Origin of the sequence: Gemmatimonas sp. (assembly GCF_041689975.1) — a bacterium.
Lineage (GTDB): Bacteria > Gemmatimonadota > Gemmatimonadetes > Gemmatimonadales > Gemmatimonadaceae > Gemmatimonas.
The window spans coordinates 25,260-41,760 of the sequence record NZ_JBDNFF010000064.1 but is presented as its reverse complement, the minus strand read 5'-3'; the positions used below and the strand labels follow the sequence as shown (position 1 = coordinate 41,760).

General features: G+C 64.6%; 17 protein-coding genes. 8 read left to right on the top strand and 9 right to left on the bottom strand.

The features are described 5' to 3' along the window. Positions 1-599: 599 nt before the first annotated feature. Positions 600-845 carry a hypothetical protein gene (locus tag ACESNG_RS04860; RefSeq protein WP_373063956.1) on the bottom strand — a complete coding sequence of 82 codons (246 nt, stop codon included), beginning with the start codon at positions 843-845 and terminating at the stop codon, positions 600-602. A 112-nt stretch (positions 846-957) separates the two neighbouring features. Then, positions 958-2,286, bottom strand: a complete 1,329-nt coding sequence (locus ACESNG_RS04855; RefSeq protein WP_373063954.1) for a thymidine phosphorylase — start codon at positions 2,284-2,286, stop codon at positions 958-960. A 9-nt stretch (positions 2,287-2,295) separates the two neighbouring features. Here ACESNG_RS04855 and ACESNG_RS04850 point away from each other — a divergent pair, with 9 nt between their 5' ends. Next, on the top strand, positions 2,296-3,120 hold the full coding sequence (locus ACESNG_RS04850; protein ID WP_373063952.1) for a hypothetical protein: 825 nt from the start codon (positions 2,296-2,298) through the stop codon (positions 3,118-3,120). Between the two features lie 25 nt (positions 3,121-3,145). Here the strand turns inward: ACESNG_RS04850 and ACESNG_RS04845 are convergent, their stop codons facing one another. Continuing rightward, complete coding sequence (locus tag ACESNG_RS04845) at positions 3,146-3,454, bottom strand: YtxH domain-containing protein (RefSeq protein WP_373063950.1); 309 nt, start codon at positions 3,452-3,454, stop codon at positions 3,146-3,148. A 117-nt stretch (positions 3,455-3,571) separates the two neighbouring features. On the opposite strand from ACESNG_RS04845, the gene ligA reads away from it, so the two are divergent. Both ligA and ACESNG_RS04835 read left to right on the top strand, forming a co-directional pair. Then, a complete protein-coding gene (gene ligA, locus ACESNG_RS04840; protein WP_373063948.1) occupies positions 3,572-5,596 on the top strand; it encodes an NAD-dependent DNA ligase LigA in 2,025 nt (674 codons plus the stop codon). Positions 5,597-5,652: 56 nt separating this feature from the next. Continuing rightward, entirely contained in the window at positions 5,653-6,222 is a 570-nt protein-coding gene (locus ACESNG_RS04835) for a hypothetical protein (protein ID WP_373068028.1), read from the top strand. Positions 6,223-6,257: 35 nt separating this feature from the next. Here the strand turns inward: ACESNG_RS04835 and ACESNG_RS04830 are convergent, their stop codons facing one another. Then, on the bottom strand, positions 6,258-6,791 hold the full coding sequence (locus tag ACESNG_RS04830; RefSeq protein WP_373063944.1) for a phosphoribosyltransferase: 534 nt from the start codon (positions 6,789-6,791) through the stop codon (positions 6,258-6,260). A gap of 148 nt (positions 6,792-6,939) precedes the next feature. Here ACESNG_RS04830 and ACESNG_RS04825 point away from each other — a divergent pair, with 148 nt between their 5' ends. The 4 genes from ACESNG_RS04825 to ACESNG_RS04810 all read left to right on the top strand — a co-directional run bounded on the left by ACESNG_RS04825 (position 6,940) and on the right by ACESNG_RS04810 (position 11,049). Beyond that, positions 6,940-7,443 (top strand): tetratricopeptide repeat protein, encoded by a 504-nt coding sequence (locus tag ACESNG_RS04825; RefSeq protein ID WP_373063942.1) that lies wholly within the window; start codon positions 6,940-6,942, stop codon positions 7,441-7,443. A gap of 1 nt (position 7,444) precedes the next feature. After that, positions 7,445-8,212: a ParA family protein gene (locus tag ACESNG_RS04820; RefSeq protein ID WP_373063940.1), complete on the top strand. Its 768-nt coding sequence runs from the start codon at positions 7,445-7,447 to the stop codon at positions 8,210-8,212. Further along, positions 8,209-9,048: a hypothetical protein gene (locus tag ACESNG_RS04815; protein ID WP_373063938.1), complete on the top strand. Its 840-nt coding sequence runs from the start codon at positions 8,209-8,211 to the stop codon at positions 9,046-9,048. Before ACESNG_RS04820 ends, ACESNG_RS04815 begins: the two co-directional genes overlap by 4 nt. A gap of 120 nt (positions 9,049-9,168) precedes the next feature. Continuing rightward, entirely contained in the window at positions 9,169-11,049 is a 1,881-nt protein-coding gene (locus ACESNG_RS04810; RefSeq protein ID WP_373068026.1) for a long-chain fatty acid--CoA ligase, read from the top strand. Between the two features lie 3 nt (positions 11,050-11,052). On the opposite strand, the gene ACESNG_RS04805 is transcribed toward ACESNG_RS04810, so the two are convergent. The 5 genes from ACESNG_RS04805 to ACESNG_RS04785 all read right to left on the bottom strand — a co-directional run bounded on the left by ACESNG_RS04805 (position 11,053) and on the right by ACESNG_RS04785 (position 15,917). Then, a complete protein-coding gene (locus ACESNG_RS04805) occupies positions 11,053-11,691 on the bottom strand; it encodes a hypothetical protein (RefSeq protein WP_373063934.1) in 639 nt (212 codons plus the stop codon). 20 nt (positions 11,692-11,711) lie between these two features. Beyond that, positions 11,712-14,003, bottom strand: coding sequence for a prolyl oligopeptidase family serine peptidase (locus tag ACESNG_RS04800; protein ID WP_373063932.1), 2,292 nt, complete (start codon positions 14,001-14,003; stop codon positions 11,712-11,714). 100 nt (positions 14,004-14,103) lie between these two features. Next, positions 14,104-14,844, bottom strand: coding sequence for an SDR family oxidoreductase (locus ACESNG_RS04795; RefSeq protein ID WP_373063930.1), 741 nt, complete (start codon positions 14,842-14,844; stop codon positions 14,104-14,106). Positions 14,845-14,854: 10 nt separating this feature from the next. Further along, positions 14,855-15,442 (bottom strand): GTP cyclohydrolase I FolE, encoded by a 588-nt coding sequence (folE, locus tag ACESNG_RS04790; protein WP_373068032.1) that lies wholly within the window; start codon positions 15,440-15,442, stop codon positions 14,855-14,857. 61 nt (positions 15,443-15,503) lie between these two features. Further along, positions 15,504-15,917 (bottom strand): 6-carboxytetrahydropterin synthase, encoded by a 414-nt coding sequence (locus tag ACESNG_RS04785; protein ID WP_373063928.1) that lies wholly within the window; start codon positions 15,915-15,917, stop codon positions 15,504-15,506. 412 nt (positions 15,918-16,329) lie between these two features. Between ACESNG_RS04785 and ACESNG_RS04780 the strand changes: the two genes are divergently transcribed. Further along, complete coding sequence (locus ACESNG_RS04780) at positions 16,330-16,500, top strand: hypothetical protein (protein ID WP_373068024.1); 171 nt, start codon at positions 16,330-16,332, stop codon at positions 16,498-16,500. Position 16,501 lies beyond the last annotated feature (1 nt).

Here is a 16,501-nt window from a genome sequence, read left to right as displayed (position 1 = left end):
GCGTGGCGCATGGGATGGGACAGGGTGGGAATCCTCGATCGAGGAAATCGAACGCGGCTGTTCGCGTGTTGTGATCCTGAACACCAAGTCCTCGACATGACCCTACGTGTCGGCGCCTGGTCCTGTAGAAAAAGAGCCTTCGGGATATGGTTCAGCGAACAATGCGACGAGTGATCCGTTTAGCGGCAGATCACTGGCGGCGATGCTCGGCCAGGCCGAGAACTGATCATGCAGAGACTGGGAGAACGCAGAGGCGCAGAGGTCTCGTGCTGACAGGTCGTTACACAACGGCACCTGCATTTATGGCTCTTTGGGATTTCGTGTGAGTGCTTCTCCGCCAACACGATGCGGATCGGAGCCGCGTGAAACGACGGAACGCCGCGCGTTCTTTTTGGGGACGGTTGCTCTGCGTGCTCTGCACCTCCGCGTGCTCTGCGTGATCAGTTCAGCGAACAGTGCGTCTTATCCGCGGCCAGGTTCGGTGAGGCAGCGCAGCGGGCCGTCGGGCCGAGAGTCACCCACACGAAACCCCGAACAGCATAGAAAAAGCGCGGGATCATATTGATCCCGCGCTTTTCACACCATCATTCGCGCCAGACTTACGGCGTGAGGTACACACCCTTCGCTTCCCGCGAAAGCTGCTTCGAGAAGTTCAGCGCGACGATGATCAATGCCGAGAAGATGCCCGTGAACGCGATGTAGCAGATCGTGGTGACCGTTGGCTCCATGCCACCAGTCGGGCTCGGGGTCGCGATGTACATCAGCAGCCCGTAGAGACCGAGAAGAGGCAGCACGGAAGCGGCGGCCACGAGACTGAGCAGACTGTTCGTCTTCGGAGCGATCATGGTATGGCGACGGGGACGCGGACGCGGTGCGTCGTTGATCAAAAGGCAGCCGGTGCACGGCCGAAACGAAAACTATCCAGAGCGGGCTGGTACTGGGAGTGCCTCTCTTCGCCTATTCGTAGAGCTCGACCCCGGCCTCGGTGACTCGATGTGAGATCAGCGGCAACGGCGGATCGGCGTCTTCGGCAATCGTGATCGACGTACGCAGGGCGGCGAGACCGGCCTGCACACCGTTCCGATCTTTGGCAAACACCGTCGCCAACGGCTCCCCCGCCCGCACGATGTCACCCGGTCGGGCCGTGATCACGAAGCCCACGCTGGGGTCCACGCCGTCTTCGACCTTGGTGCGCTGGCCGCCGAGCGCGGTGATGCCGCGGCCGATGGCCTTGGGCTCCACCTGCGCGATCACCCCGTCGCGGGGGGCCAGATATAGCTCGCACTCGGCCGCCTGCGGCAGGATCGACGGATCGTCGACCACCTTCGGGTCTCCGCCCTGGGCCGCGATGATCTCCTGGAACTTGACCGCCGCCCGTCCGCTCGAAATGGCGACCTCCATGCGGCGGAGGGCGTCATCGCGGTCATTCGCCACGCCCGCCAGCACCAGCATCTCGGCACCGAGGGCGAAGGTCACCTTCATGAGATCGGGCGGCCCCTCACCGCGGAGTGCCGTGATGGCTTCCTCGACTTCGAGCGCATTGCCACAAGCGCGTCCAAGTGGCCGGTCCATCGCGGTGATGAGTGCCACCACCGGGCAACCGTGGTCGGCACCAAGCGCGATCATAGTGCGGGCCAGAGCCAGTCCGCGATCGAGTTCCGGCAAGAACGCGCCGGAGCCGCGCTTTACGTCGAGCACGAGGCCCGTGAGGCCTTCCGCGAGCTTCTTCGACATGATGCTCGCCGAGATCAATGGAATGCTCTCCACGGTCGCCGTCGCGTCGCGCAGGGCATACAACCGGCGGTCGGCCGGCGCAATCTCGTTCGTTTGTCCAATCAAGGCGCAGCCGATGCGCTCCAGCTGCTCTGTGGCGCGCACCAACGAAAGATCGGTACGAAAACCGGGGATCGATTCGAGCTTGTCGAGGGTACCGCCCGTGTGCCCCAGTCCGCGACCGGACATCATGGGGACGGCGACACCGAGGCATGCCACGAGTGGTGCCAGCACCAGCGACACCTTGTCGCCGACGCCGCCGGTGGAATGCTTGTCGACGCGCGCCATGGTAAGATGGTCAAGGTCGAGCATCGCGCCGCTGTGCAACATGGCGTCGGTGAGCGCGCCGATCTCGTCGCGATCAAGCCCGTTGAAATAGATGGCCATCGCCAAGGCGGCCATCTGGTAGTCCGGAACTTCGTCTGTCGCGTACTGCGACATGAGCGTGCGCCACTCGGCGGGAGTAATTCGACCGCCGTCGCGCTTTCGCTCGATCAGCGCGCGTGCCAACATTGAGTGCTCATGATGCAGCCAACCTACATCCTCGCCGTCCGCACCGCACGCCGATGGGCCGTCGGTCTCACTGTCGGGTTCGCAACCGTCGGGCTGCCGGGGCTACCGCTGGCGCCGTACGCACTCGCCGCGCAGAGCGTAAGTGACCTGCTCAGCGCCGGAGATCGCGAGAGTATCGCGCGTCGCCCCTCGGCTGCGCTCGTCAACTACGAGCGAGCGGTGAAAGCGGAGCCCACGTTGTACGTCGCGCTCTGGAAAGCGTCGCGGGAAGCCGTGGATCTCGGTGAGTTCGAGAGGAATCCCGACACGCGCACGTCGCTGTATACGCGCGCCACGGACTACGCGCGAAGGGCGGTCGCAGCAAATACCAACGATGCCGAAGGGCATTTCCATTTGTCCCGCGCGGTCGGCCGCACGGCGCTGGCAGCGAATCCCCGCGATCGCGTGAAGTACGCACTCGACGTGCGCAACGAAGCGCTCAAGGCGCTCCAACTGCAACCCAAACATCCCGGCGCGCTGCACGTGCTCGGTGTGTGGAACGCCGAAGTGATGCGACTGAACGGTTTTATGCGTGCGGTTGTGAAAACCTTTCTGGGCGGCCAGGTGCTGGGAAGTGCCAGCTGGGCGGAGGCGATTCGGTACATGGAGCTTGCGGTCGCCGCCGAGCCGAATCGATTGGTGCATTATTTGGATCTGGCACGCGTACACCGTGACGCCGGGCGTCCGAACGAAGCGCGTGCCGCCTATCATGCCGCACTACGCGCTCCACTCCAGGACGCGAACGACGACCAATATCGCAAGAGTGCTGAAGAGGAGCTCGCGAAGCTGCGCTAGGCGCTGGGTAGGGGCGCCAGCGAGCCTACCAGGGCGCGACGTCGCGGGCCCGCTCGCGGACACGCACAGCCGCCTTGCGGCCCTGCTTCATTCCGCGACGAGCTAGTCGACGGGCCGATTCGTCGGCATCGTCCCACCAGTTCGAGAGCGTGTCACCTCCCTGCTCCGCCAGTCGACGCGCATTACGACGTAGCTGTCGGCGGGTATTCTCTCCTGTGGCGGGTGCCATCAACAAGGCGGCACCTGCCCCAATGGCGGCGCCGATGAGGAGTCCAAGCCCGAGTGCACGGCCGTCCATTTGATCACCACGATCTCGCGTACTGCTGTTGAACATGCGACCTCCCGCGCCGGAGCGCGTGAATAGTTCGGTGGTATCCGTTCCTACGGGTGTAGCGCCGCCGACGGATCGGCGGCGGATGACGCATCTCTCCCTGAGAGATACATTGCGCACATGAGCATCGTTCCATCCCCCACCGCGCAGCGCGCTGCGGAACTGCGCGAACTGCTGACGAGAGCGCAGCACGAGTACTACGTGCTCGACCGTCCCGCTCTCTCGGATGCCGAGTACGACCGGCTGTTCCGCGGTTTGCAGGCCATCGAGCAGGAGTATCCGACACTGCGGACGGAAGATTCTCCCACGCTGCGTGTGGGTGCGCCAGTGCAAAGCGCGTTCCAAAGCCATCGACATCTGGTACGAATGCTGTCGCTCGACAACGCCTTCGACCATGCCGAGTTGCTGGCCTTCGAGCAGTCGATCGAGCGCGTCGTGGGCGCCTCGGTGCATAAGGGTGGGTATACCGTCGAGCTCAAGATCGACGGCGCAGCGATCGCACTCACCTATCGCGACGGCGTGCTGGTGACGGGTACGACGCGGGGAGATGGCACCGACGGCGAGGATGTCACGGTGAACATCCGCACGATTCGCGGAGTACCGCTGAGGCTGCTGGGCGATGGTCATCCGCCGCTTTTGGAGATTCGCGGTGAGGTCTATATGCCGTTCGCCGGTTTTGAAGCCATGAACGAAGCACGGGTGGCTGCGGGCGAGCCGGTGTTCGTGAATCCACGGAATGCGGCCGCCGGTGCGCTGCGCCAGCTCGATCCGTCGATCACCGCGCAGCGTCCCTTACGCTTCTTCGGCTACGCCGCCGTGCTGCCCGACGGGAATGCGCCCGCCCGTAGTCAGTGGGCGCTGCTCGAACGGTTGAGCGCGTGGGGCATTCCGGTGGCGCCCCACCGCGAGCGATGCCACACGATGGCTGAAGTCTCGGCCTGGGCGCACACCGTCGAGCACGAGACGCGCGCGACCCTCGGCTTCGCGATCGACGGTGGGGTGGTGAAGGTGAACGACATGTCGTTACAGGACGAACTCGGTGTGCGCAACGATCGCACGCCGCGCTGGGCGATCGCGCGAAAGTTCGCGCCCGACATGGCGGTGACGAAACTGATCCGCATCGAGGTGAGCGTGGGACGTACTGGCGTACTCACACCATTCGCGGTGCTCGAGCCGATCGATGTGGGCGGGGCGACGGTTACGTATGCCTCGCTGCACAACGCCGATCAGATCGCGAAGAAGGATCTGCGCAGCGGGGACCAGGTGCAAGTGGTGCGCGCCGGCGACGTCATTCCGTATGTGCTCGGGCCGGTGCCGGAGCGACGCGACGGCAGCGAACAAGTGTGGACGATGCCGTTGCACTGCCCGCGCTGTGCTTCGCCCACCCATCGTTACGGCGACGATGTCGCGACGTACTGTGCGAATGTCGCCTGCCCAGGACGTCAGCTGGAAGGGCTCGTGCACTTCTCGAGCAAGGACGCCCTCGACATCGACGGACTCTCCTACGCGCGCATTGAGCAATTACTCGAAACCGGATTCATCACTGACTTCGCCGATCTGTTCGGCCTCACGGTGGTGCAGCTGGTGTCGCTCGAGCGCTTCGGCACGAAGAGCGCCGAGAATCTGGTCGCCGCGATCGCGGCCGCGAAGCAACAACCGCTGTCGCGCTTGTTGTTCGGACTTGGCATCCGTCATGTCGGCGCGCAGGCGGCGCAGTTGCTGGCGAAGCAGTTCGGCGGCATGGACGCGATCATCGCCGCCACGCGGGAGCAATTGAGCGCCGTGCGCGGCATCGGCGACACCATCGCCACGTCGGTGTCGTCGTATTTCGCCGATCCGACCGCGCGCGCGCTCGTAGACCGGCTGCGCGAACGGGGCGTCGGCTTCGATGAACCGAACGCGGTGCAAGCCGACGGACCGCTCACCGGGGCGACGGTGGTGCTCACCGGGTCTCTGCCCACGCTTTCGCGGACCGACGCGGCCGCACTGGTCGAGGCGGCCGGCGGGCGAGTCACGAGCAGCGTGTCGAGGAAGACCACGTTCGTGGTGGCCGGCGAGGAGGCTGGCAGCAAGCTCGACAAGGCGATTGAGCTGGGCATCGACGTGATCGACGAAGCCGAGCTGATCCGGCGTACCGGACGATGACCGACACACGGCGGGCACCGTCCATCACGCCGTCCCCGCTTGACGTGACCGCTTCATTGGGCGAGCGTCACGGGATCATGAGCCCTTCGCTTCCTTTTCTGACCACCCGCACCGTGACGGTGCCGGTCGAATTCTTCGACGGGCTCCGCCGGTCCATGCAGAAGGCGCATCCGGCCATTCCGGTCGATGCCGTCCGTGACGCAGGCTATGCCGCAGGCCAGGCGCTGTTCGACCACTTCTCCGCGTGGCTGGCGGATCGCAGCGAGCATGGCCCCGACGACTTGGTCGACGACCGTTTCCCGATCCTGCTTCGGGAGTACTTCTTCGAGATCGGCTGGGGACTCGTCCAGCTCGCGTCGTTGAGCGACGCGGTCATGGTGCTTGATGCCAACAACTGGGGCGAAGCGGCGGATGACACGAACGGCTGCCCGGTATCAACGGGGCTCTTCGCGGGGTTCTTCGGCCGGCTGGCCGACGCACCGATCTCGGTGCTCGAAGTGACGCCCGAGTCGGCAAGCGGCGGAGGACAGTGCCGGTTCCTGCTCGGTTCGGTCGACGTGCTCAACTACGTTTGGGAGGCCATGGAGCGCGGCATCCCGTATGAGCGGGCCGCCACCAGCGCCTGATCGTCGTCCGGATCGGTCGGCGGCCGGTCTCTCGATCAGACGTCGGGGATCAGTCCAGCGTACTTGGGGTTTGGCCGGAGTTCACCGTCGATCAGGATGTCGCGGTCCCAAGGCAACACGATCATGCTCTGGGTGGCCAGCGCGAAGTAATCGGGGGCAAAACTACCGGTTTTGAAGCTCACGGCAGTGCGCACTTCCTGGGCGCCCGCATTACCGACAGCTCCAATGGCCAGCCGCATGGTCTGACCGGAGTCGCAGGTTTCGTCGACCACGAGCACCCGCTTTCCCCGCACTTCGGTCGGCGCGGCTCCGAACACCGCCGGTGTTTCGCGAATTTGGGACGTGCTGTAGCGACGCGACACGAGAATCGAGTGGAACGGCAGATCGAGAATCGCCGCCACCGCAGCACCCGGCACAACGCCCGCCGTGGCGATGCCGACCACGAGTTCCGGGCTCCACTCGCGCGCGACGCGCACGGCGAGCGCGCGAGCGAGCTCCCCGAAAAGCGGCCAATCCACGATCATGACGCCCTTCGACGGATCAGGTGCGTACGGCTGTGGTGCGGTCATTGAGGCGCTCCGGTATGAGATCCCGCAGTGGTACCCGAGTCTAGCCCTCAGAGTGCCCTGCAGCAACTTGTTGGCAACGCGCTCTCCCGATAGCTTTGCGCATCGATCGCAGCTCTCCTTTCTCCTTTCTCTGATCCACTGCGAGCGCATGACTTGGTGGCGCCGCCTCGTGGGCGGCTCGTCCGGGCGCGATCCGCGCCACACGGACTTCCTGGCTGAAGCGCTCGATCTCGAGTCGCGCGGCGATTACGCAAACGCCCTGACGTCGTATCGACTCGCCTTGCGCGAGCGACCCGATGACCTCGGCGTGTTGCAGAACATCGCCATCGCGTTCTCCAAGACCGGGCAGCCCGAAGAGGCCATTCGGACGTATCGTCGCGCCCTGCAGCTCGATGCAGAATCGCCGGGGGCCCATTACGGTCTCGCGTTTCTGCTCCTGAAGCGGGGTGATACGGCGCACGCCGCCATGCACCTGGAGTCGTTCCTCCAATTCAGTACCGAGCAGGATCCGACGTCTGCACGGTTCCGGGCTCACGCCGAGCGTACGTTGGCGCAGTTGCAGGGTCCTCCGGACAATTCCGAAGGGCAGTATCAGGATCCCTCGGCGCCATCGGGCGATCACGACGGATCGGCCTACACGGACGAGGGCTGACGTGGGACGCGTGCTCTCCATAGTGAGCCAGAAGGGTGGCGTCGGCAAAACGACCACCGCCGTCAACCTGGCGGTCGCTTTTGCTCGCCGCGGACTGAAGACGCTGCTGATCGACGCCGATCCGCAGGGTGCGGTACGGTACGGTGTCGGACTGCGGCGAGGCCACCCCACGGTCGGGTTCGATGACTATCTGCGTGGCGAGAAATCGCTGCGTGAAGTGATTCTGCCCACCGCGCTTCCGTGGCTCCGCGTGATCCTCGCCGGCAGCGTCAGCGAGTCGTCTGATCATTCGGATTTCCAGCAGCGCGTCGGCGAGAGCACCGTGCTCGCCGATTTGCTGGCGATGGCCCGCGAACGCTGTCACGTGGTCGTGGTCGATACGCCGCCGGGGCTCGGTGCGATCACCCGGCGCGTGCTCGCGGCCAGTCAGCATGTGCTGGTGCCTCTGCAGTGCGAACCGCTCGCGTTGCAGACCACGCCACAAATTCTGCGCGCGATTCAGGATGTGATCAGCATCAACGACGAGCTCACACTCGAAGGCATTCTGCTCACGATGTTCGAAGCGGGGAATCCGGCGTCGGAACGTGTCGTGCACTATGTGCGGGAACATCTGCCGCAGCATCTCGTGTTCGACACACCGATTCCGCGCACGCCTGCCACGGCCGACGCGTTCGCCGCCGGTCAGCCGGTCGTACTGCGCAATCCGGCCGATGCCGCCAGTCAGGCGTATGTGAACATCGCGACGCGACTCGCCGAGCGCTTCGCGTGACGGCGACGAGCAGCGCTCGTCGTCGCGCCCGAGCGCTGCTCGTGTCGGCGGTGATCGTCGCCACTGGCATCGGCACGGCCTGTGCGGAAGTAGGGCTCAGTCCGAATGAAGCGGCGGCGATCGAGCTCGATCCGTTCCCGTCGCCCGCGGTGGTGGTCGGTGATACGCTGCGAAATCTCGATGGCATCGTGACGCCGATACGCGCGCGCGTTTTCAACGTGCGCGGCGATGTCATCAGCGACGCGACGCCGCGCTACCTGTACGCCGACTTCAACATCGACTCGGCGCTGGCGATCGACTCCGCCACCGGCAGGGTCGTCGCAAAGAAGCTTGTCTCCGGCGACAAGCGCATTGCCGCCCGCATCGGCGGCTCCCTGCAGGTGTTGCGCAGCATTCGCATCGTGACCCGCCCGGACTCCGTTGACGGCGCGAGCCTCACCAACATTCTGGGCACGACTTTGCCTGACACCGGTCGTCAGGGGCAAGAGAGCAACTCGACCAGGGCGCTCACGGTGACCGTGCGGCATCGCGAGGCCAGCGCGGTCACGCCGGCTCGCTCGTGGCCCGTGCGCTTTCAGCTGCTGTCGCCGGCCAACCCGACCAACGACACGATGGCCGCCGCTTATCTGGTGGACGACCAGGGTCGCGCCAGTTCCCTCGATACCACCGATGATAACGGCGGCGCCGGGCGGCGCGTCCGCGTGCGTGCGCTGCTGTTTCCGGTCGGCGCGGCCGTGGAGTCGGTGGTGGTCCGCGCCACCGTGACATACAAGGGCCAGCCGCTCAAGGGCTCACCCGTTCGGATCACCGCCCCCGTTCGTCGTGGGGCCCGATAGTCCAGGGGACTCGCGCCGGGCGGTGTTCGGCAGCAATTTCATTGTATCCCACCTGGCGTCGCTCCGGTTCGCTGTACCGATGCGCCTCCGCCCTGCCTTTTGCTCCAGTCGGAGATGGCGATGACTTCGGTCACGGCTAATTCCTATCCCGCCCTGAACGTGACGATGAACGGTCTTCCGACCTCGTCACGCTATACCTCCGGTGGACCACGTCCCCCGCGCGGCACGATCAACGCACTGTTCTTCGATGCCATCGAGCGATTCGACCGTGCCTACGCGCTCAGCACGAAGGTGCGCGGCGTCTGGGAACCGATGTCGCACCGCACGATCATGGAACGCGTGCGTGTCACCGCCCTCGGCCTCGCCGAGCTGGGAATCGCGGCGCAGGATCGTGTGGCCATCCTCTCTGAGAACCGTCCGGAGTGGTTGATCGCGGACTACGCCTGCATCTGCAGCGCCATCACCGATGTGCCGATCTACCCGACGCTTCCCGCCGACCAGCTGCCGTATCTGCTGAACGATTCGGGGGCGCGCGCCATCTTCGTGTCGAACGCTGATCAGGCGAAGAAGGTCGCGTCGATCCGCGGTGAGGTGCCGGGGCTGCAGTGGATCATCGGTTTCGCGGCCACGAAAGCCGACGGCTGCGATCTTACCCTCGCCGAGATTGAAGCGAAGGGCGCCGCCGTGGACAACGCCGAGCGCGCCACCATCTTCAAGCATGATGCGCTGGCCGTCACCCCCGACCAACTCGTCACGCTGATCTACACGTCGGGCACGACGGGAAATCCGAAGGGCGTGATGCTCACGCAGGATAACCTGTACTCGAACGTCATCGCGACGAAGAGCTCACTACAGGTGAGCACGAGCGATCTCGCGCTGAGCTTCCTTCCGCTCAGCCACATTTTCGAGCGCTGCGGCGACTACTTCCTGTTCGCGAACGGGGTACGGATCGCCTACGCCGAGTCGATCGACACGGTGCCGGTGAACATGAGTGAGGTGAAGCCGACGATGATGATGTCGGTGCCGCGCCTCTACGAAAAGATCTATGCGCGCGTGGTGGAGAACGCCGTGGCTGGCGGCGCGCTGAAACAGCGCATCTTTTTCTGGGCGAAGAATGTCGGAGAGAAGTGGGCCGACGAAAAGCTCGCCGGTCGCGAACCGGCCGGTTTGCTCGCGATGCAGTACGCGCTCGCGCAGAAGCTGGTGTTCTCGAAGCTGAGGGAGCGCACGGGCGGGAACCTGCGTTTCTTCGTGTCGGGTGGCGCGCCGCTGTCGCCCGAGATTGCAAAGTTCTTCTACTCCGCGGGCCTGATCATCCTCGAAGGCTACGGCCTCACCGAGACGTCGCCGGTGATCTCGACGAATACGTTCGAACATTACCGGTTGGGTAGTGTGGGCCGACCGATCCCCGGTGTGGAAGTGATGATCGCAGCCGATGGCGAGATTCTGTCACGGGGACCACACATCATGCGCGGATATTACAATAATCCCGAAGCGACGAAGGACGCGATCGACGAAGAGGGATGGTTCCACACGGGCGACATCGGCGAACTGATCGACGGATATCTGCGTATCACCGATCGCAAGAAGGACATCATCGTGACGGCCAACGGCAAGAACATTGCTCCGCAGCCGATCGAAAACATGTTGAGGACGAACAAGTATATCTCTCAAGCGGTGATGCTCGGAGACACGCGCAAGTTTCCCGTTGTGCTGGTGGTGCCGAACTGGGATCAGCTCGAGAAATGGGCCGCGTCGCAGAACATCGTCTGGACCAGCCGCGCCGAGTTGGTGGCGATGCCGACGATCAACGCCAAGATGGAGAAGGAAGTGAAGGGGCAGCTGTCCAGACTGGCGCACTACGAGACGCCGCAGAAGATCGCCTTGCTGGAGCATGACTTCAGCGTCGAACGCGGCGAACTGACACCGACACTCAAGGTCAAGCGCCGCGTGATCGACACTACGTACAAACGGCGTATCGACAGCCTGTACGAGGAGTAGTCGCTACCGTACGGATTCAGGCGCGCGGCGGCGGAGCTCAACGAGCCCGCTGGCGCGCGTGATCGTTTCCGCGACCCATTCGGTCTCATCACGCGCGAGTTCGCGCATGCCGGCCGGGATCGGTGCATCGGACGGCGCCACCAGGCGTCCCCCGAGCCGCAGTGCGCGGGCCGCACTCTCGAGCATCGACACCGAGGCGTTCGCGGCGTCCACGGCCACCGCCGCCAGCGTATCGACACCGAGTGGAAGTCTGTCGGCAACGACAATGCGGGACGCGCCCACGGCACGTCGCCCACCGGCGGCATTCACGACGAGTTGCGGGCTCGCGACATACGACGCGAGCGGTGCACTGCTGGCCGCGTAGCGCCCCACCAATGCGACTGGCTGCAGGCTTTCGACCACGCCGAGCAGGGCGGCGAGGCGCAACAACTGCTCATCGGCGGGCCACGTGTCGTGTTCCGGCGCCGTGTCGTCGCTGAAGTGCGCGACGCCGTGTGCGACGCGGTACTCAGCGCCACACACGGGACAGGCCAGTTCTGCTTCGATCAGTTCGGACCCGGACGCCACATGCACGACCGCGACGAGCCAGCTTTCGTCATGTGGTCCGAGACAGCGGAGCGAGTCGAGCAGGTCACGTTGCATCGCTGAATGATAGCCGCTCGTTACTTGGGCAGCTCCTGCTGCGAGGCCGGTATCGAGGTCCCCGGCTTGAGGTAGCGATCGTACCACCCGGTGAGACGATTGTGCCAATCCGCAAATTCACCGGCATTCGTCATCGGAATACCGTGGCCACCATTGGTGTAATTCACCCACTCCACCGTTTTCCCGAGCCGGCGCAAGGCGAAGTACATCTCACGGGTGTTGATCGCCGGCACGTTATGATCTTCGCCGCCGGTGACCAGCAGCAGCGGTGTCTTGATCCGGTCGGCGAACATCACGGCGCTGTGCTGCACGTACTTCTGCGGCTGCTCCCACATCGTGGCGCCGATGCGATCTTGTGTTTTTTCGGCGGCGTTCACGTTGCGCACGCCAAGGCGTGGGGAATCCGTGTAGAAGGAGACGAGATCGACCTTCCCGGAAATGTTGATGGCGGCCTTGAAACGGTTGGTCTGCGTGATGAGCAGGTTGGTCGCGTATCCGCCATAGCTGGTTCCGTGCACGCCAAGCTTGCTGCTGTCGGCGATGCCCATCTCGATCAGCTTGTTCGCCGACGCGGTAACACCCTTGAGCCACGCTTCACCCGGGTAGCCGGTCTCGAAAGTGACCGACGGTTTCATGACCGCGTAGCCGCGGCTGGCGAGATACATCGTGGTCGCGTCGAAACCGTCGTCGAAGAAGTCTTCGTACACGCTGAAGACCGTCGGCAATCGGCCGACCGCCTCGGCGGGGAGCGTCAGCACACCGAACTGCGGGCGACCGTCGGCGTCGAGATATTCCACCAGCTTCGTCGTCGGCATCGCGCGCGACGCGAGCTGCGGATTGGACTGCACGACCCGACGCGGTGCCCGGAACGCGGCGTCGGCGAGCCAGAGATCTGCCGGTCGGCCATTCGCGCCGATCGTGACGGCGAGCTTGGCGCCGTTCGGGCTCACACGCGGCTGGCCGTACAACCGACCATCGCGCACGAGCGTGTCAACGGCGCCGGTGGCGACGTCGACGCGCAGCAAGGCGCGGTTCCAGTCCGTACGCGACGCCATGCCGAGCAACATGGTGCGACCATCAGCACTCCAGTCGGCGAGCGTCAGGCGCGGACCGCGAATAGTGTCGGTGATCGCCACGATCGTGCGGCGCGTCGCGTCGGAAACACGTACCAGATGCCAGCCCGTGCGCGATGAGACGATCACGACATCGCCGGCGGGCGACATGCTCACGAGCGTGAAACGTTCTTCGGCGGCTCGGGCAACGGAGTCACGCGTGGCATCACGAGTTCCGCGCGCCGTGTCACTGCGGGCGCGCGGTGGCGCACCGATCAGTCGGCGCGACGTCGTGTCGGTGATGCTCGCAACGTACACGGCTCCGTCGCGTGCATAGGCATAGTGATCGCCGTCGGCAGCGCTGGAGATCGTCACGCCACGCAACGAGGCGAAGATCACGCGAGCGCTGTCGCGGCCGCGTCGCGCGAGCCATCGCGACTCATTCGCCGGGCCGCCGTCATAGTTCGTCTTCGCGTTGCGATCTTCGCGCCAGCTGATCAACTGTCCGTTGGGCGACGTCGCCCAAGCGGAGAGCTGTGTGGCCGGAATGATGGTGTCGAGTTTCGCCGAAGCCGGCGTGAGGGCAACCACGATCGCCCGGCTGCCGAGACGGCGTAGCACATCCCACGCGAGAAACGGCTCCGTGCCTACCTGGACCGACACGGGTCCGTGCACGAGCGAATCGAATCGCGCGCGCACTGCACCGATCCACTGCCGCTCTCGGATCGCCAGCAGCAGCCGACCGTCTTCCGTCCAGGAGAGATCGCTGTTGTCTGCCAAGCGCGCGCCCGCGAGTGATTGGACGCTCAGCTTTCGCGAGGCGACGTTCCACATCAGCAGCTGCGGCAAGGTGTCGCGCGTCGCGATGGCGAGCCGATCTCCCGATCGCGACCAGGCCGCGGCACCGATCGTCCGCGCTGCGCTCACGATGGGCATGGTGTCGCCCGTTTCGGTGTTGAGCAGCAGCAGCCGAACAGGCGCGGGTCGGGTGTAGCTCGGATCTCCGTCGCGGGCGGCAACGAAACCAAGGCCGTCCCGACGCGTCGACATCCGCACCACGAGCCACTTGCCGTCGGGTGAGTAGTCGCCCACCGAAACGGTTCGGACGTCGAGCAGGTCGTTGGGCGTGAGCGACCCGGCCGAAGTCGGGAACGCGTTGGCCGACGCGGACTGCGCGAAAACACGCGAAGCGGAGATCGTGCCGGCGGCGAGGCTCAGTGCCAGCACCGCGGAACGGGGATAGTGGGGTCGGTGGTGCATGGATCGGTCCGGATAGGCGCTGTGGGTGCCAAGGGCCCTCGCGGCCGCCGGCTATCGTAAAGCTGCACGCGACTCCGGCGTCCGGCGAGGCTACCGCGCGTTACGCCCGGCTGATCCGCAGCTCGTCGACGTTCACATGTGCGGGCCGGGTAACGGCCCAGAGCACAGCATCGGCCACGTCTTCGGGGCGCAACATCGCGGCCCGCGGCGGAAAGCCGGGCGTGTTGTCGGGATCGATGGGATCCCAGATGGGCGTATCGGTCGCCGACGGCGCGATCAGCGTGGCGCGAATACCGCTGCCGCGTAGTTCTTCGCGCAACACTTCATGGAGCGCGCGTGCGCCGAACTTGCTGGCCGAATAGGCGCCGTTGCCCGTGTAGATGCTGCGATCGGCGACTGAGCCGATGGTAATCACATGGCCTCGGCCGGCCCCCCGCATGAGCGGCACGAACGCATGCAGGAAGCGAAACGGCGCCAGCAGGTTCGCCTGGAGCGCCTGCTCGAACAGCGCGGGATCGGTGCTCTCGATGGCACCGAGTGGAAAGACCCCGGCGTTGTTCACGAGGATCGACGGTCCATCGGCGCGGTGCTGGCGAATGGTCTGCACGGCACGCGCCACGTCGTCGGCGTTCGCGATGTCGCACGGCACGGCCACGGCGCCACCGCCGATGTCAGTCGCGACACGTGTGAGATCGCTGGCGGAACGGGCAAGGAGAAACGGCTGCGCTCCCGCTGCCGCGAGGGCGACGGCAACCGCGCGGCCAATGCCGCGCGATGCGCCCGTGACCACGGCCGACACACCGTGGAGCACCGGAGATGTGGCGGACGCGCTCGCGGTCACGGGAACGTGCTCAGAACGACGACGAAGGGCTGTGTGCCAAGCGCAGGAACTCGCTCCGCGTTTTGGAGTCGTCCCTGAACAAGCCACGCAGCGACGACGTAATGGTGCGCGAACTCTGCTTCTCGACGCCGCGCATCATCATGCACAGGTGCACGGCTTCGATCACGACGCCGACCCCCTTGGGCTGCAGCACCTCATCGAGCGCGTTGGCGATCTGTTCGCCGAGTCGCTCCTGCACTTGCAGTCGGCGCGCGAACACGTCGACCACACGAGGGAGCTTGGACAGACCGACGATCTTGCCATTCGGGATGTACGCCACATGCACCTTGCCGAAGAACGGCAGCATGTGGTGTTCGCACATCGAATACATCTCGATGTCGCGCACCATCACCATGTTCTCGTGATTCTCCTCGAACATCGCGTCGCCGATGACCTGTCGCGCATCGAGATCGTAGCCGCGCGTGAGCCACGCCATCGATTTTGCGACGCGGCTTGGCGTTTTCTGCAGTCCATCACGATCGGGATCTTCACCCAGTATTTCGAGCTGACGCCGAATGAGTCCTTCAAATTCCACCTGCGTCGCGTTGTCCGTCTCCATGTCGTCGGGATCGACCGTCGCCAGCCCCGAGCGTGCCGCCATCGTCGGTCGGATCACGTGTTTACTCCCCCTCGTAGTCGACATAGTTATTTTCCGTTTCCCAGAGCCGCAGCCGCACCAGCTTTCCGGGTGCCACGACCGGCTCCAGCACGCCCCACATACCCACGACGACATTCTCGGTCGTCGGATTCACGCCCTGCATGTACGGTACATCGATGTTGAAATTGCGGTGATCGGTGACGTTCACCACATGTCGTTCCACCGTGTCGCGCAGCATCCCGAGGTCGATCACATAACCGGTGCGCTCGTCGATCGGTCCCTTGACCGAGACTTCGAGCGTGTAGTTGTGACCGTGCCAGTTCGGATTGTTGCACTTGCCGAACAGGCGGGTGTTCTCCTCGTCGGAGAGCGCGGGATTGTGAACGCGGTGGGCCGCGTTGAAACGCAGCAGGCGCGTTGCGGTGACGATGGGCATAATCGGTAAACCGCCCAAAAGGGGGAGAGGTTCCCGTCCCAAGCTCGTACCGTCGGCGCACGCCGGCAAGGTGACGGCCGGGCTACGGCCGGCGAACGGCGGGGCAATCGTCGCAAATTCGAAAGCCCCGCCAATGGGCGGGGCTTTCGCACAAATTACGGAACGAAGAGGAGGTCTTGAAGCCCAAAGAATACTGATAAGGTCCTCACCACGCGGTCGCCTTCCCCGCACTGGGGCATGACGTGAACGCAGTCTGTCGGACCTTTCCTTAGGACTTATCGGCTCAAGAGGTAATTCTCTCCGTTCCGCACACTGGTCCTGCACTCCGCCAGAGTATCGACACCGCAGAGGCGATACTACACGCCGATAGTGTATATGGTGCGCCACGGCCCGCGCAATGCGAGATTACGACATGGACCTCTACCTGCTTGCCGGAATCGTGATGCTCGTCGCGTGGGGCGGTATCACGTACACCACCGATGCCCCCGGATGGATCCACCTGATGCTCACGGGTGGCGTCTTCCTCATTATTTGGCGCATCGTCGCGCGCGACACGCCGTCCGGCCCGGACCAGAAGCGCTGAC